The sequence below is a fragment of the Pseudomonas sp. RU47 genome (assembly GCF_004011755.1).
GTDB lineage: Bacteria > Pseudomonadota > Gammaproteobacteria > Pseudomonadales > Pseudomonadaceae > Aquipseudomonas.
In genome coordinates, this window is sequence record NZ_CP022411.1 from 3,954,861 (window position 1) to 3,975,740 (window position 20,880).

Below are 20,880 nucleotides of genomic sequence, written 5' to 3' on the forward strand. Positions count from 1 at the left end.
CGCAGCCTTCAGTGATTATCAGAACGTCGTGCGCAAGCCGACCTGAATGCTGCGCCCTTCTGCCGGCGCAATGTCGCGCAGGATCGAACTGGCATAACGCACGGTTTGATTGGTCAGGTTCTCGGCATTGACGAAGGCCAGCCATTGGCTCTGACCGACATCGAAGTGATACCCGACATTGGCGCCCAGTGTGGTGTAGCCGTCAGTGCTGCTTTCATTGTCCGGCACGCGATGTTGTGAACTGGCGTGTTCGACATCGATGCGCGCCTGCCACTTGTCCAGTTCCCACAGCAGCCCGGTGTTGAGCCGCAGCGGCGCGATGCGCGGCAAATCTTCGCCAGTGTCGAGGTTCTTCGCGCGGGTGTAATCGCCGGACAACTCCAAGGCAAACTTGCCGTAGGCGCTTTCGCCGAGTTTCCAGTGATCCTGGGCTTCAATGCCGCTGAAGCGCGCCCGCACGCCGGAGTAGGTGTATTCAGGGATGCCGTCGGCATCCTCTTCGCCCTCGTCATTCAGCGTTCGGCCCGTGCCGAGCAAGCCGATGTAATTGGAGAAGTGGCTGTAAAACACGCCGACACTGCCCTTGTGCGTACCATTGTCGAAACGTAGCGCCAGGTCACTGGACACGGCTTTTTCCTTCGACAGCCCGGCATCGCCGACTTCATAAGTGCCGGTCGCGACGTGAGCTCCGTTGGCGTACAACTCATAAAATGTCGGCGCACGTTCGGTGTAACCCAGCGTCGCGGCCACCGACCAGATCGGCGTCAGCGTGTACACCGCGCCAGAGGAAAGACTGCCGGCGGTGAAACTGCTGGATCGATCGGCGCTGGCGAAGCGCTCGTTACCCTTGGCGTCCGGATCGACCGTGGTGTGCTCAAGGCGTCCGCCTAGGGTGAACAGCAGTCGGTCGGTGGCTTGCCACTCTTCCAGAATGAACAGCGCAGCGGCATCGGTATCGGTCTGCGGCACGAATGCTTCTTCGCCGAGTGCCGAGAACTCGTTGCGGCTGACCTGCGCACCGATTACACCGTTGAACGGCCCCAACGGCTGGTGCCGAGCCTCGACCCGCGCCTCGTAACCTTTGTTCTTGAACGTCGTGCCGACCTCGCCACCTTCGATTTCGCGATGCTCGTAATCGGTGTAACCCGCATCCAGCTTGATCGAACTGAACGGCCCTTCGAGATTGCGGATCTCCGAGGCGAAGGCGTAGTGCTCCTGTTGCATGCGGATGCGCACGTCTTGTTCAGCGGGCGAACCGTAGTTGGAATCGTAGTTGCTGTAGGACAGGCCGGCGTATCCGTCATCCCAAGTGTAAGACCCGCCGACAGCGCCGCCGTCCTGGCGACCATCACTGTTGCCCAAACGATGCTTTTTCGAATCACCGTCGTCGTTTGCGCGTTCGCGGCTGGTTTTCGCGTAGCCGGGGATTTTCAGATCATTGAACTCGCGGGCACTGGCGTCCAGATGCAAGGCGAATTGACCGTTGCCAGCCTCGAGTTTGCCGGCACTGCTGCGCGTGGTGTCGGCACCGCCGTAGCGCAACTCACCGGCGCCATGGATGCCGTCGATAGCCTCGGTCGGAATGCGGTTATCAAAAGTGTTAACCACTCCGCCAATGGCACTGCCGCCGTACAGCAGCGCTGCCGGACCACGGACGATTTCCACGCGCTCGACGTTGACCGGGTCCAGCGGCACCGCGTGATCGTAAGACAGCGACGAGGCGTCCAGCGCGCCGACGCCATTGCGCAAGATACGGATGCGATCACCGTCCTGACCGCGAATGATCGGCCGGCTCGCCCCAGGCCCGAAGTACGACGAGGACACGCCGGGTTGCTTGTTCAGGGTTTCGCCGAGGCTGCCCTTCTGTTGGAAGGTGAGGTCGTCGCCGCTGAGCACCGTCGAGGGCGAAGCGAGTGTCTGGCTGCCGAGCGGATTGCCGGTGATGACTTGCGGTTGCAGTTCGAGGGTGTCAGCGGCGAACACCGGGGATGCAAAAAGCAGCGCGGCGGCCAACGGATTGAGGCGTCGTTGCAAGGGTTTAGAACGGGCAGGCATTGCAGAATTTCCATGCGCTGAAAAGTGAGGATCGCTGCCAGCGTTTTGCTTTAACGCTGGTAGAAACAGAATGAAACGAATTTTATGTTATACAATAACATTTCTTCCTGTCATCCCGATTTTCACTTTTTGTTTTTTTGCAGAGGCTCAACAACGCCTGTTTCCAGCAGGCAGCCGCTATCGGCTGATCCGTGAAGTGCTCCGAAAAACGCTGAAAGACTTTGCCTATCAGCCTCCAATAGTCGGCCTATTAGCTGACTCTCCAAGTCGGGTCTAGCCTTACTAGTCCGAAGTCGGCACGAGCCGGCCGTAGCAGACCTGATAAGGACCCGAACATGGCAAACGAATCGAAATGCCCGTTCAACCACGCCGCCGGTGGTGGTACGACGAACCGTGACTGGTGGCCGAATCAACTCAACCTGAAAATCCTGAGTCAGCACTCGCCCAAGTCCGATCCGTTGGGCAAGGACTTCGACTACGCCAAAGCCTTCAAGAGCCTCGACTTTCAAGCCCTGAAACAAGACCTCAATGCGCTGATGACCGACTCCCAGGACTGGTGGCCAGCCGACTTCGGCCACTACGGCCCCCTCTTCATCCGTATGGCCTGGCACAGCGCCGGCACCTATCGAACCGCTGATGGCCGTGGTGGCGCCGGCTCCGGTCAGCAACGTTTTGCGCCGCTGAACAGCTGGCCGGACAACGTCAGTCTCGACAAGGCCCGCCGCCTGCTGTGGCCGATCAAACAGAAATATGGCCGCAACATTTCCTGGGCCGACCTGATCGTTCTGACCGGCAACGTCGCGCTGGAATCCATGGGCTTCAAGACCTTCGGTTTCTCCGGTGGCCGCCCCGATGTGTGGGAACCGGACGAAGACGTCTACTGGGGTTCGGAACACGAATGGCTGGGCGGCGACAGCCGTTACGGCAAAGACAAGTCCGCCATGCAGGAGCCCGGTGACGGCACGCTGGTCGCCGAGCCCGACTTGCACGGCAAAGAAGAAAGCCGCACCGATCAGGGCGAACGCAATCTGGAAAACCCGCTCGCAGCGGTGCAAATGGGCCTGATCTACGTCAACCCTGAAGGCCCGGAAGGTAATCCTGACCCGGTCGCTTCAGCCCACGATATCCGCGAAACCTTTGGCCGCATGGCCATGAACGATGAAGAAACCGTCGCGTTGATCGCTGGCGGCCACGCCTTCGGGAAAACCCACGGCGCCGGCCCTGCCGATAACGTCGGGCCTGAGCCGGAAGCGGCCGGCCTCGAAGAACAGGGCCTCGGCTGGCGCAACGCGTTCGGCACCGGCAAGGGTGGCGACACCATCACCAGCGGTCTGGAGGTGACCTGGACGACCACACCGACGAAGTGGAGCAACAACTACCTGGAAAACCTGTTCGGTTTCGAGTGGGAGCTGAGCAAAAGTCCTGCGGGTGCGCATCAGTGGATTCCGAAGAACGGCGCTGGTGCCGGAACCGTTCCGCATGCCCATGATCCGAGCAAAAAGCTTTCGCCGACCATGCTCACCTCCGACCTGGCGCTGCGTTTCGACCCGGCTTACGAGCAGATCTCGCGGCGCTTCCTCGCCAACCCGGATCAACTGGCCGACGCCTTCGCCCGCGCCTGGTACAAACTGATCCACCGCGACATGGGCCCGTTGTCGCGCTACCTCGGCCCGGAACTGCCGAACGAAGAGCTGCTGTGGCAGGACCCGATTCCTGATGTCACACACCCGTTGATCGACGACAGCGACGCGGCTGCGCTGAAAAGCAAAGTGCTTGCCTCGGGTTTGTCGGTGTCGCAACTGGTCTCCACCGCCTGGGCGGCACTCTCGACGTTCCGCGGTTCAGACAAACGCGGCGGCGCCAACGGCGGTCGCCTGCGTCTGGCGCCGCAGAAGTTCTGGCAGGCCAACCAGCCCGAGCAACTGGCCAAAGTGCTGCAAACCCTCGAGGGCATTCAGGGCGAGTTCAATGGCGGCGGCGCTGGCAAGAAAGTCTCGTTGGCAGACCTGATCGTGCTGGCGGGCAATGCCGGGATTGAGCAAGCAGCGAAAAACGCCGGGCACTCCGTCTCCGTGCCGTTCAATCCGGGGCGTACGGACGCCTCGCAAGAGCAAACGGATGTTGACTCCTTTGGCTTCCTTGAGCCGATTGCCGATGGTTTCCGCAACTACAGCAAAGGCAAATACACCGTTTCGGCCGAAGCACTGCTGATCGACAAGGCACAACTGCTGACTCTCACGGCGCCGGAAATGACTGTGCTGCTGGGTGGTTTGCGGGTGTTGAACACCAACGTCGGGCAGACCCGGCATGGCGTGTTCACTTCGCAGACCGAGGCGCTGACCAATGACTTCTTCACCAACCTGCTGGACATGGGGGTGGAGTGGAAACCAACTTCGAGAGATGCGGATGAGTTCGAGGGGCGCGACCGTAAAACCGGCAGCGTGAAGTGGACGGCGACGCGGGTTGATCTGGTGTTTGGTTCCAATGCGCAACTGCGGGCGTTGGCTGAGGTGTATGCCAGTTCGGATGCGAAGGAGCAGTTCGTTAAGGACTTTGTTGCGGCGTGGACGAAGGTCACCAACCTCGACCGTTTCGACCTGAAGTAACTTTTAGTCAATAAAAACGCCGCATTGGTTAATGCGGCGTTTTTTTGTGCGTACGGCTTGGGGAGTTGTGTTGATGCATAAATCTTACCCCCTCACCCCAGCCCTCTCCCCCAAGGGGGCGAGGGGGAAAGGGAGCCGATCTTCGTGCTTTTCAAGTCCTGAGTTCGACTCCGGACTTTCAGGTCGGCGTATAGCGCAAAGACACCTCGGTCAGTCCCCTCTCCCACTGGGAGAGGGTTAGGGTGAGGGGCTTTTCAGATCCTGGGTTCGACTCGGACTTTCAGGTCGACGTATAGCGCAAAGACACCTCGGTCAGTCCCCTCTCCCACTGGGAGAGGGTTAGGGTGAGGGGCTTTTCAGATCCTGGGTTCGACTCGGACTTTCAGGTCGACGTATAGCGCAAAGACACCTCGGTCAGTCCCCTCTCCCACTGGGAGAGGGTTAGGGTGAGGGGCTTTTCAGATCCTGAGTTCGACTCGGACTTTCAGGTCGGCGTATAGCGCAAAGACACCTCGGTCAGTCCCCTTTCCCACTGGGAGAAGGTTAGGGTGAGGGCCAGTCCACAGCTGGAACACCGACTCCAATCCACCATCAAGCCAGACTCTTGCTCACCACCTCATACACATCACTCGACAACTGCCCCGACGCCCGAATCCGCTCCAGCTCGCCTTTCATCAACGCCTGACGCGCATCGTCATATTTGCGCCAGCGAGTCAGCGGCGCCAATTGGCGAGAAGCGATCTGCGGGTTGAAGCCGTTCAGCTCGATCACCAGGTCCGCGAGGAAGCGATAGCCGGAGCCATCCGCCGCGTGGAAGTTGATCAGGTTCTGCCCGGCAAACGCGCCGACCAGCGCACGCACCTTGTTCGGGTTCTTGATGTTGAACGCCGGGTGCTGCATCAACGCTTTCACGCGCTCCAGACCGCCTGGCAAGGTGCTGCCGGCCTGCACGCTGAACCACTGATCCATGACCAGCGGGTTGTCCTTGAAGTGCTCGGCGAAACTCGCCAGCGCCAAGGCTTTCTGCTCTTCGAACGGCGAGTTGACCAACACCGCCAGCGCCGTCAGACGCTCGGTCATGTTGTCGGCGCTTTCGAATTGCTCCAGCGCCGCCGCCAGTACTTCCGGCTTGCCGCTGAGCATCAGGTACGACAGCGCAATGTTCTGCAGCGCGCGACGGGCGAAATGCTCGGCTTCGGCAACGTACGGGGTTTTCTTCGACAGGTCACGGTTGGCCTGATAACGCAGCCACAGTGCCTCGAACAACCCTTCGGCCAATTGCTTGCGCGCGAACTCACGGGCGATATGGATCGCATCGACATCAGCCACTTCGCTGATTTCAGTGAGGTACGCCTCACCCGGCAACGAGAGCATTTCCGCGACCATCGCCTGATCCAGCGATTCGTCCGACAGCACCGTACGCAGTGCCGAGACCAGACGCGGATCAAGCTTCAGGCTTTCACCATTCTGCTGCTGGCCAATCAGTTCTTGCAGCACCTGCACTGACAGTTGCTGACCGGCATCCCAGCGGTTGAAACCGTCGCTGTCGTGCTGCATCAGGAACATCAATTGATCGCGGTTGTACGGGAAGCTCAGTTTCACCGGCGCGGAGAAGCCGCGCAGCAGCGATGGCAGCGGTTGTTCAGCGATGTCGACGAAGGTGAAAGTCTGCTCGGCTTCGGTGACCGAAATCACGCGAGTGGTGCCTTGCGCCGAGGCTTCACCGCTCAGACGAAGGGCAATCTCGTTGCCTTGGCTGTCCAGCAGGCCGAGCTCGACCGGAATCACGAACGGCAGTTTTTCAACTTTGTCCGGGGTTTCCGGGCAGCTCTGGCGGAAGGTCAGGCTATAGGTTTTCGCCGCAGCGTCGTACGACTCGCTCACCGCCAGACGCGGTGTGCCGGCCTGGCTGTACCAGCGCTTGAACTGGCTCAGGTCGACGCCGTTGGCATCTTCCATGGCCTTGATGAAGTCGTCGCACGTCACTGCTTGGCCGTCATGGCGCTCGAAGTACAGATCGCTGCCCTTACGGAAGCCGTCGGCACCCAGCAAGGTATGGATCATGCCGACCACTTCTGAACCCTTTTCATAAACGGTCAGGGTGTAGAAGTTGGAAATCTCGATGAAGCTGTCCGGGCGCACGGCGTGAGCCATCGGGCCGGCATCTTCAGCGAACTGATGGGTGCGCAGATAAGCCACGTCCTGAATGCGCTTGACCGTGGCCGAGTTCATGTCGGCCGAGAAGCCGGAATCACGGAACACCGTGAAGCCTTCTTTCAGCGACAGCTGGAACCAGTCACGGCAGGTCACGCGGTTGCCCGACCAGTTGTGGAAATATTCGTGGGCGACGATTGCTTCAACGCGCTGGTGTGCAGCGTCGGTGGCGGTTTCGGCGCGAGCGAGCACGGCGCTGGAGTTGAAGATGTTGAGACCCTTGTTCTCCATCGCGCCCATGTTGAAGTCGTTGACCGCGACGATCATGAAGATGTCCAGATCGTACTCGCGACCGTAAACCTCTTCGTCCCAGCGCATCGATTTCTTCAGGCTGGTCATCGCGTGTTGGCACTTGTCGATGTTTTCCGGTTCGACGTAGATGCGCAATGCGACGTTGCGGTCGGTCATGGTGGTGAAGCTGTCTTCAACGCACCACAAATCACCGGCCACCAGCGCGAACAGGTACGCCGGTTTCATGAACGGGTCTTCCCAGGTTGCCCAGTGCCGGCCGTCTTCGCCCGGGCCCGAGGCGATCGGGTTGCCGTTGGAGAGCAGCACCGGATAGCTGTGCTGTTCGGCGACCACGGTGGTGGTGAACTTGCTCATCACGTCCGGGCGGTCGAGGTAATAGGTGATCTTGCGGAAACCTTCGGCCTCGCACTGGGTGCAGAACATCGTGCCGGATTTGTACAGGCCTTCCAGTGCGGTGTTGGTTTCCGGGTGGATCTTGACGCTGGTGTCGACCGTGAACGTCTCCGTGGTCGGCTGCAGGGTCAGATGATTCTCGGACAATTGATAGTCAGCAGCGCCAAGTTCTTTATCGGCCAGGGTCACCGAGAGCAACTCCAGCTGCTGACCATCGAGCACCAGCGGCGGCAGGCCCGGGCCACGTGCCGGGTTGCGGCGCATGACCAACTGCGCGTGCACCAGGCTGTGATCCTCGAACAACTCGAAGGTCAGGTGAGTTTCATCGATCAGGTACTCGGGCGCCTGATAGTCCTTCAGGTAAATCATCTTCGGTTGTTCGGTGCGCATGCTGGAGTCCTTATTGATGCACGGCGAGCTGATAAGCCGTGTACTTGCGAATATTGATCACGCCGGTATCGAAGATCAGGTACTGGCCCTTGATCCCCAACAACGTGCCTTCGGCAATCGGGTTCTTGTCCAGGTTGAAGCTGACGATTTTGGCCGGGTATTGCTCGACCGGATAGCGGATTTCCAGCGGTTCGACATCGGCAATGGTCTGAATCGCCTGCAGGCCGAATCGCTCCTGCAAACCTTGCAGGCCTTCGGCGCAGCTTTCGAATAACTGGTCACGTACCTGCGCCAGATCGACCGCCGCCGCATCGCCCTTGAGCAACGCGCGCCAGTTGGTTTTGTCCGCCACTTGGCTACGGAACAAATCTTCGACGAAACCCGATTGCTGCCGCGTGGCAACGCGCATGATCGGCAATGCCTGACATGCGCCCTGATCAATCCAGCGAGTCGGCAGTTGCGTAGCACGAGTAATGCCAACCTTGATGCCCGACGAATTGGACAGGTAAACCACGTGATCGGTCATGCAGAACTGCTCGCCCCACGCTGGATCGCGGCAGGTGCCGGCGTCATAGTGGCAGCGCTCCGGGCTCATGATGCACAGGTCGCACTGCGCCAGTTTGGTCATGCACGGGTAGCAGTAACCCTGGCTGAAACTGGTTTTGGTCTTGCGCCCGCAATGGGTGCAGTGGATCGCCCCCAGGTATTCCAGACGCACCGTGCTGCCGATCAACGGGTTGACCGGCACCTCGACGTCATCCAGACGAAACGCGTATTGCACGTTCGGCCCGTCCAGGCGCGCCGACATTTTGCTGATTGCACCGCGGCCAATCTCGATCAATGGATGGCATCCGACTTGAACAGAATGTTCGGCACTTCGATCGACTTCGACGCACATTCCTGCGGACCCATGTAACCGGTGCGCTGGTCTTCCGGCAGGTTCTGGATTTCCCAGGCGATCATCGCCTGCAACGACAGCTCGCGCTGCTCGGCGGTGAGTTTGCCGCCGTCGGACCACTTGCCGATTTCCACGGCCAGTTTCAGGCTCTCGTAGATGTCCGGGGTAATGTTGTTGATCATGTCGTTAAAAGAGGACATCAGGGTCTCCGTGCTCTTTATCTACTGAAATTTTAGGCGGCCAGTTTACGGCGGTTATACAAACCGCCCAACAAACCGGTGAAGCATCCGATGAGTAACCCGCCGACATGGGCGGCGTTGGCGATTTCGCCGAAGCCGATCACCGAGATCAGCCCGGACATGCACACCAACAACCAGATCAGCATCATTGCCAGCACGCCGCGCGGCAGGCGATAGGCCGGGTTCGGCGCCAGCAGCTGGAAGATCCAGCAATGTCCGAGCAAACCGTAAAGCACGCCCGACAAGCCGCCAAACAAGGTCGCGCCGCTCCAGACAAACTGCGCGTAGTTGGACACGAGGCTGAACAGCAGCGTCAGGCCGATCAGGTTGATGCTGCCCTGGCGCGACTCGATGCGCCGCCCCAGCTCCCAGTACCACATGCCGTTCATGGCCAGGTGGAGGATGCCGAAGTGGATCAGCATCGGCGTGACCAGACGCCACCACTGCCCTGCCGCCAGACTGTCGGCCAATGGTGTGAAATGGATGTACTCGCCGACTACCTGAAAATCGAGGAAAGTCAGCCAGCGCAGGGTTTGCAGGTTCTCACCGAGGTACGTCAGCCCGCCAACGATCAGGCACAGCAACAGGATGAACCCGGTGGCCTTGGCGTATTTCAGTTGCTCGGTGAAGCTCGGCCGCTTGAAGGTTGGCGCGACGGGGATGTCCATTTGCTGATCGGGATCACCCGCCGGGAAGCGTTCGTACAAGGAGCGCACGTCTTCGCTGATTTCCGCCGGTGCCCACAGCACTTGTTCGCCGGCCTCTTCGCTGACCCGATGCGGGACCTGCATGCGTTGCAGCAGCTTGACGAAACCACTCAAGTCCACCGCCAACGGCAGACGCAATACCGCTACCGCACTCATTGCAGCACCTCCGGCCGCTCGACATCGACCCAGACAAATTTATGCGGTTCCAGACGTGTTTCCTGATCCAGACGATAGGCGACCAGTTTGCCGTAGAGCACCGCGCTGTAATCCAGACACGCGAGATTCGGGCGGATCGGCGCCGGTTTGCCGCTACGCCAGTAGTGGCCGACGAACAGCAACGGCTCGTCGACGCCGTAGCGCAGCAGGTTGTTTTTTTCGCTGGAGGTCAGCGGCTTCTGCGCCACCGGGTCTGGCAGTGCATCAGGCTGAAAGACGATATCGCCGTAGGTCTTCGGATCGTCTTCCCAGAACTTGGTGCGGAAGAACGAACGCACCAGACCGTCGCCGCTGGTCATGGTCAGACCATCCGGCAGGCGCATATCGGTGCCGCGCAACAAGCGGTCGAATACGGTACAGGCGAAACTGTCCGGAACCGCCGAGGCCTGCAGGAAGTGTTCGTCGATGCAACCGTTGGGGAACAGCGCGCGCAGCGGTTCGATCAGGCCAGCATCCCAGCACGCGTGGACGACGCGGAAACGCCCAGCGTCGACAAACAACGGCAGCTCATAGAACCAGCGCTGGAAATCGTGCCAGTCGCCGGGGTGGTCTTCGAACTGGGTCAGGGTTTCATGCAGCAGGCGCGCATGGCGCGGCGTGTGTTCGCGGACGAACTGCTTGCCGCTGCCCGGTAGCGCCGGGGTGCTCCAGCCCAGTGCGTTGAATTCGTGGTTGCCCATGATGCACAAGGCCTGACCGGCCTCGACCATGTCGTGGACGATGTGCAGCGCCTCGCGAATGCGCGGGCCTCGGTCGATGATGTCGCCGACGAACACGGCCATGCGCGATGGATGCCGCCAGACCCCGCCCTGCTTGTGATAACCGAGACGGTCCAGCAAGTGTTCGAGGGTCAGGGCGCATCCGTGCACGTCACCAATCAGGTCATAACTGCGCGCGGGATCGAGCATCAGTCGCCTCCACCGCCCAGCTTGCTGCCCCAGCCGAGCTTGGTGCGGCAGACTTCGTAGTAGTTGTGATCGAGTGGGTGAATCAGGCGCAGCTTCTGCGCTTTCTTGCTGACGGTGATGGTGTCGCCCGGCGCGCAGGTGAAATGGTTCTGCCCATCGCAGGAGACTTGCGGGTAAATCTGCATGTTTTTCGACACGACGATTTTCAGCTCACTGTTGCCATCGACCACAATTGGTCTACTGGACAACATATGGGGGTACATCGGCACGATCACAATGGCATCGAGCTTGGGGTGCATGATCGGCCCGCCGGCAGACAGCGCGTACGCGGTGGAACCGGTCGGCGTGGCGACGATCAGGCCGTCGGCCTTCTGGCTGCAGACGAACTGGCCGTCGATGTACAGCTCGAACTCGATCATCCGCGTCGACTTGCCGGGGTGCAGCACCACGTCATTGAGCGCATCGCCTTGGCCGATGGCCTCGGCATGCCGGCGCACTTCGGCTTGCAGCAGGAAGCGGTTTTCCACCAGATAGTGGCCGTCGAGCACCTTGGCGACTTCGACTTCCAGCTCGTCCGGGCGAATATCGGTGAGGAAACCGAGGCTGCCGCGGTTGATACCGAGCACCGGAATATTGTGTTTGGCCAGCGCTCGCGCGGCGCCGAGCAGGCTGCCGTCACCGCCGACGACAATGACCATGTCGCAGACTTCGCCGAGCATCTTGCGCGACGAGGTTTGCAGGCCGTGGCCCGGCAGCACTTCAGCGATGGTGTCTTCGAGGATCACATGCAGGTGACGATCGAGCAGAAACCGTTTCAGTCGGCGGACGGTATCCAGCACCTGGGAACTGCCCAGGCGACCGATGATGCCGATATTACGAAATTGCTCCATGGGACCTCTGCGGACAATCGAAAACGCGAAAAACCCGATTATGGGCGAAAGCGCCGGTTAGACAAAATCCTTTCAGCCTCAAGGGTGCGCTCGTGTTTACGGCTATGCTCGCAAGATGATCCTATTTCCCGACTTGCTGCAGTTGCCCCACCAATTACGCCACCCGGAAGTGCGCGATCTGGCGTGGGTGATCCTCGCCCCGCCGATGCTTGCTACCACGCCGTGGCCGCAGCGCCATCCGCTGGCGGGCAGCGATTGGGTGCACGATCCCGAACGCCTGGAACACTGGTTGCGTCAGCTCGACCGTGACAGCTATGGCTTGCTGCATTGGCTGTCGCAGGCACGCACGCGACGTCTAGGCCTGTATTACGAGCGGCTGTGGCAGTTTGCCGTGGAGCATGCGCCGGGTATTGAGCTGATCGCGGCCAATCTGCCGATCCGCCGCGAGGGCCACACCCTCGGTGAACTGGACATGTTGTTGCGTGACCGCGATGGCGTGCATCACCTCGAACTGGCGATCAAGCTCTACCTCGGCCCGCAGAATGGCGACGGCCGTGATCCGGCGCAGTGGCTGGGGCCGGGTTGCCACGATCGGCTCGATCGCAAACTGGCGCACCTGGCCGAGCATCAGTTGCCGATCTCGGCCCGTCCGGAAAGTCGCGAAGTGCTGGCGGCGCTGGATATCGAGGTGTTCAGCGCGCAACTGTGGCTCGGTGGTTATTTGTTGTACCCGTGGCCGGGACAGGCTGAATCACCGAGCGGCGCACATCCGCAGCATTTGCGCGGCAGTTGGTTGCATCAGAAGGATTGGCCCGCCTTTGTGGCGCAACGTCCGGCCGGACGCTGGCAACCCCTGCCCCGGCATGCCTGGCTGGCACCGGCGCATTACCCGGCTGATCAGACCTGGACTTTGGAGCATTTACGGATCTGGCTGAAAGATCTTGAACCGCTGGCCCCGGCGCAGTTGATGGTGCGCCTGACCGAGAATGCGCGGGGAGAATGGGAAGAAGCGGAGCGGTTGTTTCTGGTCTCGGATCTTTGGCCGAATGTACCCGGCCAGGCCTGAGTTTTTTGGTGTTTGATATGGCCCCTTCGCGAGCAAGCTCGCTCCCACATTTGGACTGCATTTCAAATGTAGGGAGATGAGATGCATTCCCCTGTGGGAGCGAGCTTGCTCGCGAAGGGGGCGACTCGGTTTAAAGGGATAAACGCAAAGCCAAAGCCGCCAACGTCACCAACAACACCGGCACCGTCAACACAATCCCGACCCGGAAGTAATAGCCCCAGCCAATGTGAATGCCCTTGCGCTCCAGCACATGCAGCCACAACAACGTGGCCAGACTGCCAATCGGGGTAATCTTCGGCCCCAGGTCACTGCCAATCACGTTGGCATAGATCATCGCCTCCTTGACCACTCCGCTGGCCTGACTGGCATCGATCGACAACAAGCCAATCAACACCGTCGGCAAGTTATTCATGATCGACGACAGCAACGCCGTCAGCACCCCGGTGCCCATTGCCGCACCCCAGACGCCATGACCGGCGAAGACATCCAGCCAACCGGCCAGATACCCGGTCAGTCCGGCATTGCGCAGGCCGTAGACCACCAGGTACATGCCCAGCGAGAAAATCACGATCTGCCACGGCGCTTCTTTCATCACCTTGCGCGTGGAAATCTTGTGGCCGCGAGCGGCGATGCCCAACAGCAACGCGGCGCACACCGCGGATATCGCACTGATCGGGATGCCCAGCGGCTCCAGCGCAAAGCAACCGATCAGCAAGATCACCAACACCGCCCAACCGGCATAAAACGTGGCTTTGTCGTGGATCGCGGTCTCTGGATGCTCGAGTTGCTCAGGGTCATACGTCGATGGAATGTCGCGGCGGAAAAACCACAGCAACATGCCCAGCGTCGCCGCCACGCTGACGAAGTTGACCGGCACCATCACTGCTGCATAGCGGTTGAAACCGATGTGAAAGAAGTCCGCCGAAACGATATTGACCAGGTTCGACACCACCAGCGGCAGGCTCGCGGTATCGGCGATAAATCCCGCGCCCATCACGAAGGCCAAGGTTGCCGCCGGGGAAAAGCGCAGCGCCAGCAACATCGAAATCACGATCGGCGTGAGAATCAGCGCCGCGCCGTCGTTGGCAAACAGCGCCGACACCAGCGCGCCGAGCAGCACCATGAAGGCAAACAGCTTGCGCCCGCTGCCCCGCCCCCAGCGCGCCACGTGCAATGCGGCCCAGTTGAAGAACCCCGCCTCGTCGAGCAGCAGGCTGATGATGATCAGTGCGACGAAAGTGCCAGTGGCATTCCAGATGATCTGCCACACCAGCGGGATATCGCCGAGATGGACGACACCGAAAATCAGCGCCAGTACTGCGCCAAGCGTCGCACTCCAGCCGACGCCGAGGCCTTTGGGTTGCCAGATGACAAGGGTAATGGTCAGCAGGAAAATTAGTGACGCAGCGAGCATCCGCAACAGCCTTCAAAGAGTGAGGTAAAAAGGCCACGACGAGTGCCGAGCCAGAAAGATAACCTGTGGGAGCGAGCCTGCTCGCGAAAGCGCACTGTCAGTCGCCATTGATGCAACGACTGACGACGCCTTCGCGAGCAGGCTCGCTCCCACAGGGAATTTCGGTGAGCTTACTTCTTGTGTTGCTCTACGAATTGTCCGTACGCATTGATAAAACTCTGCAGAAAAGGTTTCACCGATTCGCTCAACTTACCCTCTTCATCAAACGCCGAACCCGCGCCGCCCAGATACGCTTCCGGCTGCTGCATGCACGGCACATTGAGAAACACGAACGACTGGCGCAGATGCTGATTCGCGCCGAAACCACCGATTGCACCGGGCGATACACTGATCACCGCCCCCGGTTTGCCACTCCAGACAGCCTTGCCATAAGGCCGCGATCCAACGTCAATGGCATTCTTCAACGGCGCCGGCACCGAACGGTTGTACTCGGGGGTGACAAACAGCACCGCGTCGGATGACGCCACTTTTTGCCTGAAAGTGCTGTAGGCTGCCGGCGGTGAATCACCGTCGATGTCTTCGTTATAAAGTGGCAGATCGCCAATTTCGACAATCTCAAGCTTGAGGTTGGCCGGGGCCAGCTCTGCCAGTGCCAGAGCGACCTTGCGGTTGATCGATGCTTTGCGCAGGCTACCGACCACTACAGCGACGTTGTAGACATTGCTCATGGAAGACTCTCGATGGTCCGTGGGAGGAGCCAGTAGTTATAGATGATCCGGTGACGATTCCACCAGCACCCGATGGGAAAATCCCGCGAGCTGATTATTTTTTTCCTGTAGGAAAACTTACAGGCCTTGATGGCGGTCTACCAAGCCGCAAATCAAGCGTTTTATCTCCAGAGGTTCTAAGCAGATGGCAGCAGTACTCGTCGGTCAGTTCCATGCAAGAGATGCGGAAGGCCGCGTTTATTCCGTGCATGAGTTCCAGGAATCCAACCCGTCGGCAGACGGTTCCACTGGCTCGGAGCCGATTTACAAACTGGCCATTGGCGATCGCGTCAACAAGGTCAGTGAGAGCGAGTTTCTTCTGGTTCAGTCAGGCATCACCCTGATCCGCGAACCTGAGCCAACCGTCGCTTCATAACTGGCCGTTATGAGCAGAAGTCATATGCGCAGACTTGGGGTAGGATTCAGCCACTGACCCCACCTGCTGAACATGGACTTCACGCATGCGTTTACGTCATATCGAAGTGATTCAGGCGCTCTTGCAGACCGGTCACCTGGGCACCGCCGCCGAATGGTTGCAGTTGCCGGTGGCCGAGGTCGAAGAGCGTTTGCGAGAAGCCGAGAGTCAGTTGGGGTTCATGCTGTTTTCCAGCGTGCGCGGACGCCTGCAATCGACGCCCGAAGCACGGGCGTTGCAGGTCGAAATCGTCCACGTTTATGAAGCGCTGGAGCCAGTGCAGCGCCTGGCCAGCAGCCTCAAGCAATACCTCGCTCCGCCCTTGCGCATCATCGGCACTCCGCCGCTGGCGCAGCAATTACTCCCACACAGTCTCGCCGCCCTGCGCCGACGTCTGCCCGATGCACCTTGCAGCCTGCTCAGCGCACCGACCCGCGAGATCGTCCGCAGCCTGCTGTTGCGCGAAATTGATCTGGGCTTGAGCCTGCACGATCCCGAACATCCCGACATTGATTGCCGGCCACTGGCCCAGGGCAAGCTGCAACTGCTCGCGCCCCACGGCTGGCTGCAACCGAAACAGAAATACATTTCCCTGCAGGATCTGGCGGGTCAGGCCATGGTTGGCCTTGAAGGCCAGGACCCACTGAGCCCGGCGCTGGAAAACAAGCTCCAGGCCCTGCGTCCGGCGCCGAGCATCCAGACCCGCGTACAAACCCATCAGATGATGCGCAGCATGGTCGAGGCCGGCGAAGGCCTGGCCATCGTCGACCCGTTCACCGCACTGGGCGCGCGCGCCGCCGGACTCGACGTGTGCCCGCTGTCGCCGGCCGTGCCGATCAGCCTCTATGCCCTGACCTTCAAGCACTCCGCGCCGTCATCAGCGATTCAGACGTTACTGGCGATCATCACGGAACAAGCCGAGGCGATGCTGTCGAGCTGAGCGGGTTTTCCAGCGGATTATCGAACAATCGATACCAGAACAGCGCCACTTCGGCGGTGTTCGGGTCGATGCCGCGATAGCGCAATTGGTCGACCCCGCCAATCACATAACCGCAGCGTTCATACAATCGACAGGCCCCGAGGTTGTTGTTCTGGGTTTCGAGCATGATCCCCGGCAGCTTTTTCTTGCGGCTCCAGAACTGCGCGACATCGAGCAGTGCCTTGGCCACACCATGCCGACGCGCCGGCGCGTGCACCGCCAACTCGTCGATATGCGCAAACCCATTCCAGTTGGTGCTGATCACCAGATGGCCGACCGGCTCATCGTCCAGATACGCCATGAAAATCGCGCTGTCGGGCGCATTGTGAAAGGCGCTGAACTCCTCCGGATCGATGCCGTAGCACTTGCGATAAGGCACGATCGGCGTGACCCGCCACTGCTCAACGGGCTGACCAATCACGGCAGCCCCATAAGCCGCAACTTCGAAACTGAAGTCGCTGCCCCAGATATACGGCGCAAAGCCTTCATCGGCGACACGCACCGACAGCCCTGGGTATTTCGGATTCATGACCGGTTGCATACTGGGAAAAGTCCTCATTCCTTGACGCAATCGACGGTGTACTGCCGTCCATTGCCTTCATCTTCATGTTGAAGTCCATGCACATCAGCGACAAAACCGGGGAAGCTGCTATCGAACGTGCGGGCAAATTTCAGGTAATCGATGATCGAGCGGGTCGATTCGGTAAAGCGTTCGCCGGGCATGATCAGCGGAATCCCCGGCGGATACGGTACGAGCATGACCGCTGCAATCCGGCCTTCCAGCTCATCGATCGGTACCGCTTCGACTTCGCCACGCACCAGATGATCATAGGCGTGAGCCGGCTTCATGGCGATTTCCGGGAGCACGGTGTACATGCGTTTAAGGTGTTTGGCCGTGGCATTGCTGCGATAGCAGGCGTGCAACTGATCACACAAATCGCGCAGGCCCATGCCGCGATAACGCGCGGTGTCTTGCTGGGCCACGCACGGCAGGCAGGTATCTAGGCGTACGTTGGCATCGTAACTGCGTTTGAACTCCAGCAGCTCGGTGAGCAATGTGCTCCATTTGCCTTTGGTAATGCCCATGGAGAACAACACCAGAAATGAATACAGACCGGTTTTTTCAACAACCAGGCCACGTTCCCATAGAAACTTGCTGACCACCGCCGCCGGAATGCCCTTCTCGCTCAGCGCACCGCCGGCATTCAGCCCCGGCATCACCAGCGTGACCTTGATCGGATCAAGCAAGACGTAATCGTCACTGACCTCGCCGAAACCATGCCAGTCGGCATCCGGTTGCAATAGCCAATCCTCGGTCTGTACGCGATCAATGCCTTCGACACCCGGCGGCTGCCAGATCGAAAACCACCAGTCATCGGCGGCAATGTGCTGGCGCAGATTGGCCAGCGCGCGACGGAAGCTCAGCGCTTCATCAAAGGTTTCCTGCAACAGCGAACGCCCGGCCGGGCCCTCCATCATCGCCGAGGCAACATCGAGTGAGGCGATGATGCTGTACTGCGGCGAGGTCGAGATGTGCATCATGAACGCTTCATTGAAACGATCGCGATCGAGTTGCCGCGCGCCGCCGTCCTGCACATGAATCATTGAGGCCTGACTGAAGGCAGCGAGCAGTTTGTGCGTGGAATGGGTAGTGAACACCAGCGGACTGTCGTCACTGCGCGAGGTGGCCATGCCGTAACGCCCGGCGAAGAACTCGTGAAACGCCGCGTAGGCGTACCAGGCCTCATCGAAATGCAGCACTTCGACGCTATTGCCGAGGCTTTGTTTGATCAGCTCGGCGTTGTAGCAGAGGCCGTCGTAAGTCGAGTTGGTGACCACCGCGAGTTTGACTTTCGGTGCGCGGCCCTTGGTCAGCGGGCTGGCGTCGATCTTCGCTTGAATCGATTCGCGGCTGAATTCGCTCAGCGGGATCGGGCCGATAATTCCCAGTTCATTACGCTCCGGGCACAGGTACAACGGGATCGCGCCGGTCATGATGATCGCGTGCAACACCGACTTGTGGCAGTTGCGATCGACCAGAACCAGATCGTCACGGCCGACCATCGAGTGCCAGACAATCTTGTTAGCCGTTGAGGTGCCATTGATCACGAAAAAGGTGTGATCGGCGCCGAAATTGCGCGCCGCGCGCGCTTCGGCTTCGGCCAGTGGCCCGGTGTGATCGAGCAGCGAGCCAAGCTCCGGCACCGACACCGACAAATCCGAACGCAGGGTGTTTTCGCCAAAGAACTGATGAAACGCCTGCCCCACCGGACTCTTGTGATAGGCCACCCCACCGCCATGACCGGGGGTGTGCCAGGAATAATTGGAGTCGGCGGTGTGCTGCACCAGCGCCTTGAAAAACGGCGGCAGCAAACCATCCAGATACTTGCGCGCCGCCCGCGCGACTTGCCGGGCCAGGAACGGCACGGTGTCTTCGAACAGATAGAGAATGCCGCGCAGTTGATTGAGCTCGGCCATGGCATCGGCCGGAGCATTTTCCAGGGTGACTTGCTCGCCGAGGGCAAAGATCGGCAGATCCGGTGCGCGCACCCGCGCCAGGCCGATCAGTTCGGCCATGTTCTGCAACAGATGCGAGTTGGTGCTGGCGTCCTCGGCGGCAATCAGCATGCAGGCGAGGCCATGGTGGGTGGATGCCACCAACCGCCCTTCGGTGTAGTCGATGGCCGAAACGATATTGAACCCTTCCTGCTCCAACTCCCGGGCGATGCCACGGATACGGTCACCGGCGACCGTGTCGGCCTTGATGTCGCGATGGACGATCAACACCGGAAACTTCAAATCTTTGTACATGAGGCTCAGTGTCCCGAGGCGGCAGAATTGAATCGGCCAATGCACTCAGGGTAGAGGGTTGCAGGCAAAGTGGCGAGGGTGGCCACTTGGCTTCATACCGCCAAAAACAAAAGATCGCAGCCTTCGGCAGCTCCTACAGAGGATCGCATTCCAATGTAGGAGCTGCCGAAGGTTCGGGCCGCGATCGGACGATCTCTTGATCTTCAAGCCTGAGCGTCCGCCTCGGCGATCTGCGTCCACAACGCCGGGCCACCGGCAGACTTGGCAATGATTTCCAGCCGCACCAGATGCGCCGCCAATTCATCTTCCGTCGCACGAATGATCCGCGCTGGCTGACGATCCGCAGGCAAGCGACGAATCTCGGTCGCCGAGTTGTCCGCGCCATCGCCCGTGCCATTACCGTCAGACGCATTGCCCGCCAGCGACAGACTGGTCTGGCCGCCGGTCATGGTCAGGTAGACGTCGGCGAGAATCTCCGAGTCAAGCAAGGCGCCGTGCAGTTCACGGCCCGAGTTGTCGACGCCATAACGTTTGCACAACGCATCGAGGCTGTTGCGCTGCCCCGGGTGACGTTCCCGGGCCATCATCAAGGTATCGAGGATCGAGCAGTGCTGGGTGATGTCAGCGCGATCGTGCTGGCCCATCAAGGCGAATTCGTTGTTGATGAAGCCAACGTCGAACGCCGCGTTGTGGATGATCAGCTGTGCGCCCTTGATGAATTCGAAGAACTCATCGGCCACTTCGGCAAACCGTGGTTTGCCAACCAGGAACTCGTTGGTAATACCGTGGACGCCGATGGCGCCTTCATCACTCTCGCGATCCGGTTGCAGGTAAACGTGAAAATGCCGGCCCGTCAGGCGTCGGCCGATCAGTTCGACACAGCCGATTTCAATGATCCGGTGACCATCGGTCACCGGCATGCCGGTGGTTTCGGTATCGAGTACAACGGATCTGGTGGCCATCAGTGTTCAGCTCTCAACGGGTCGATCTTGCAAAAAACGCGGATGTTAACACGCTCGGTGGGGTGTTTCAGGTGGACCGTGGCGCCCCATTCGCGAGCAGGCTCGCTCCCACAGTGGATTTGTGTTGTGAACACGATCCAGTGTGGGAGCGAGCCTGCTCGCGAATGGCCGCACCACGGTTCAGAGGCGAAATCAGCTCTGCTTGTAACCGCGAACCTCATCCACCCCACGGTTCGCCAACTGGTCCGCCCGCTCGTTACCGTGATGGCCAATGTGCCCACGCACCCATTTCCAGGTGACCTTGTGGCGGTTGACCTGCTCGTCCAGCTCTTTCCACAGATCAGCATTCTTCACCGGCTCTTTCGCGGCGGTTTTCCAGCCGCGCTTCTTCCAGTTGGCCATCCACTCGTTGATGCCCTTCATCACGTATTGCGAGTCGGTCACCAGCAGCACTTCGCACGGGCGCTTCAAGGCTTCGAGGCCGCGGATCGCGCCGAGCAGTTCCATGCGGTTGTTGGTGGTGTTGGCTTCGCCGCCCCACAGTTCCTTTTCGACGCCCTTGCACACCAGCAAGGCGCCCCAGCCGCCCGGGCCGGGATTGCCTTTGCAGGCGCCGTCAGTGAACAGTTCTACGGTGTCGACGCTTTCAACGCTTTCGCTCATGCCACTCTATCCAGAAAAATGCCTGTCTTGCCGAT

The 20,880-nt window shown here is 59.9% G+C and carries 17 protein-coding genes; 4 read left to right on the forward strand and 13 right to left on the reverse strand.

The genetic code is table 11. The features are described 5' to 3' along the window. Positions 1-18 precede the first annotated feature (18 nt). Positions 19-2,055, reverse strand: a complete 2,037-nt coding sequence (locus CCX46_RS17855) for a TonB-dependent receptor (RefSeq protein ID WP_127928547.1) — start codon at positions 2,053-2,055, stop codon at positions 19-21. Between the two features lie 335 nt (positions 2,056-2,390). On the opposite strand from CCX46_RS17855, the gene katG reads away from it, so the two are divergent. After that, on the forward strand, positions 2,391-4,661 hold the full coding sequence (gene katG / locus CCX46_RS17860) for a catalase/peroxidase HPI (RefSeq protein WP_127928549.1): 2,271 nt from the start codon (positions 2,391-2,393) through the stop codon (positions 4,659-4,661). A gap of 591 nt (positions 4,662-5,252) precedes the next feature. Here katG and pepN read toward each other — a convergent pair. From pepN to CCX46_RS17890, 6 genes are read right to left on the reverse strand one after another with little or no spacing between them, the layout of a single operon-like run. Then, complete coding sequence (pepN, locus tag CCX46_RS17865; RefSeq protein WP_127928551.1) at positions 5,253-7,910, reverse strand: aminopeptidase N; 2,658 nt, start codon at positions 7,908-7,910, stop codon at positions 5,253-5,255. 10 nt (positions 7,911-7,920) lie between these two features. Further along, positions 7,921-8,751 (reverse strand): DUF2797 domain-containing protein, encoded by an 831-nt coding sequence (locus CCX46_RS17870; RefSeq protein WP_127928553.1) that lies wholly within the window; start codon positions 8,749-8,751, stop codon positions 7,921-7,923. Next, entirely contained in the window at positions 8,748-9,008 is a 261-nt protein-coding gene (locus tag CCX46_RS17875; RefSeq protein WP_007919229.1) for a YeaC family protein, read from the reverse strand. The genes CCX46_RS17870 and CCX46_RS17875 overlap by 4 nt, the downstream gene beginning before the upstream one ends. A 32-nt stretch (positions 9,009-9,040) precedes the next feature. Further along, positions 9,041-9,910: a rhomboid family intramembrane serine protease gene (locus CCX46_RS17880; RefSeq protein WP_127928555.1), complete on the reverse strand. Its 870-nt coding sequence runs from the start codon at positions 9,908-9,910 to the stop codon at positions 9,041-9,043. Further along, positions 9,907-10,878 carry a metallophosphoesterase gene (locus CCX46_RS17885; protein ID WP_127928557.1) on the reverse strand — a complete coding sequence of 324 codons (972 nt, stop codon included), beginning with the start codon at positions 10,876-10,878 and terminating at the stop codon, positions 9,907-9,909. Before CCX46_RS17885 ends, CCX46_RS17880 begins: the two co-directional genes overlap by 4 nt. Beyond that, a complete protein-coding gene (locus CCX46_RS17890; protein ID WP_003224174.1) occupies positions 10,878-11,768 on the reverse strand; it encodes an NAD(+) kinase in 891 nt (296 codons plus the stop codon). The genes CCX46_RS17885 and CCX46_RS17890 overlap by 1 nt, the downstream gene beginning before the upstream one ends. Positions 11,769-11,883: 115 nt before the next feature. On the opposite strand from CCX46_RS17890, the gene CCX46_RS17895 reads away from it, so the two are divergent. Further along, the gene (locus CCX46_RS17895; RefSeq protein ID WP_127928559.1) at positions 11,884-12,834 is read left to right on the forward strand and encodes a DUF1853 family protein; all 951 of its coding nucleotides are present in this window, start codon (positions 11,884-11,886) and stop codon (positions 12,832-12,834) included. A 130-nt stretch (positions 12,835-12,964) separates the two neighbouring features. On the opposite strand, the gene CCX46_RS17900 is transcribed toward CCX46_RS17895, so the two are convergent. Both CCX46_RS17900 and CCX46_RS17905 read right to left on the reverse strand, forming a co-directional pair. After that, positions 12,965-14,248, reverse strand: coding sequence for an arsenic transporter (locus CCX46_RS17900; protein WP_127928561.1), 1,284 nt, complete (start codon positions 14,246-14,248; stop codon positions 12,965-12,967). 170 nt (positions 14,249-14,418) lie between these two features. Then, on the reverse strand, positions 14,419-14,976 hold the full coding sequence (locus CCX46_RS17905) for an NADPH-dependent FMN reductase (RefSeq protein WP_127928563.1): 558 nt from the start codon (positions 14,974-14,976) through the stop codon (positions 14,419-14,421). A 184-nt stretch (positions 14,977-15,160) separates the two neighbouring features. Between CCX46_RS17905 and CCX46_RS17910 the strand changes: the two genes are divergently transcribed. After that, positions 15,161-15,391: a hypothetical protein gene (locus CCX46_RS17910; protein WP_127928565.1), complete on the forward strand. Its 231-nt coding sequence runs from the start codon at positions 15,161-15,163 to the stop codon at positions 15,389-15,391. 85 nt (positions 15,392-15,476) lie between these two features. Then, positions 15,477-16,370 (forward strand): LysR family transcriptional regulator, encoded by an 894-nt coding sequence (locus CCX46_RS17915; protein WP_127928567.1) that lies wholly within the window; start codon positions 15,477-15,479, stop codon positions 16,368-16,370. Here the strand turns inward: CCX46_RS17915 and CCX46_RS17920 are convergent. From CCX46_RS17920 to rnhA, 4 genes are all read right to left on the reverse strand, one after another. Then, positions 16,336-16,950, reverse strand: a complete 615-nt coding sequence (locus CCX46_RS17920; protein ID WP_034152338.1) for a GNAT family N-acetyltransferase — start codon at positions 16,948-16,950, stop codon at positions 16,336-16,338. The genes CCX46_RS17915 and CCX46_RS17920 overlap by 35 nt on opposite strands. Before the next feature lie 14 nt (positions 16,951-16,964). Next, positions 16,965-19,220 carry an Orn/Lys/Arg family decarboxylase gene (locus tag CCX46_RS17925; RefSeq protein ID WP_127928569.1) on the reverse strand — a complete coding sequence of 752 codons (2,256 nt, stop codon included), beginning with the start codon at positions 19,218-19,220 and terminating at the stop codon, positions 16,965-16,967. 203 nt (positions 19,221-19,423) lie between these two features. Further along, positions 19,424-20,182: a DNA polymerase III subunit epsilon gene (dnaQ, locus tag CCX46_RS17930; protein ID WP_038366028.1), complete on the reverse strand. Its 759-nt coding sequence runs from the start codon at positions 20,180-20,182 to the stop codon at positions 19,424-19,426. A 192-nt stretch (positions 20,183-20,374) separates the two neighbouring features. Then, positions 20,375-20,845: a ribonuclease HI gene (rnhA, locus tag CCX46_RS17935; protein ID WP_007910572.1), complete on the reverse strand. Its 471-nt coding sequence runs from the start codon at positions 20,843-20,845 to the stop codon at positions 20,375-20,377. Positions 20,846-20,880: the final 35 nt, after the last annotated feature.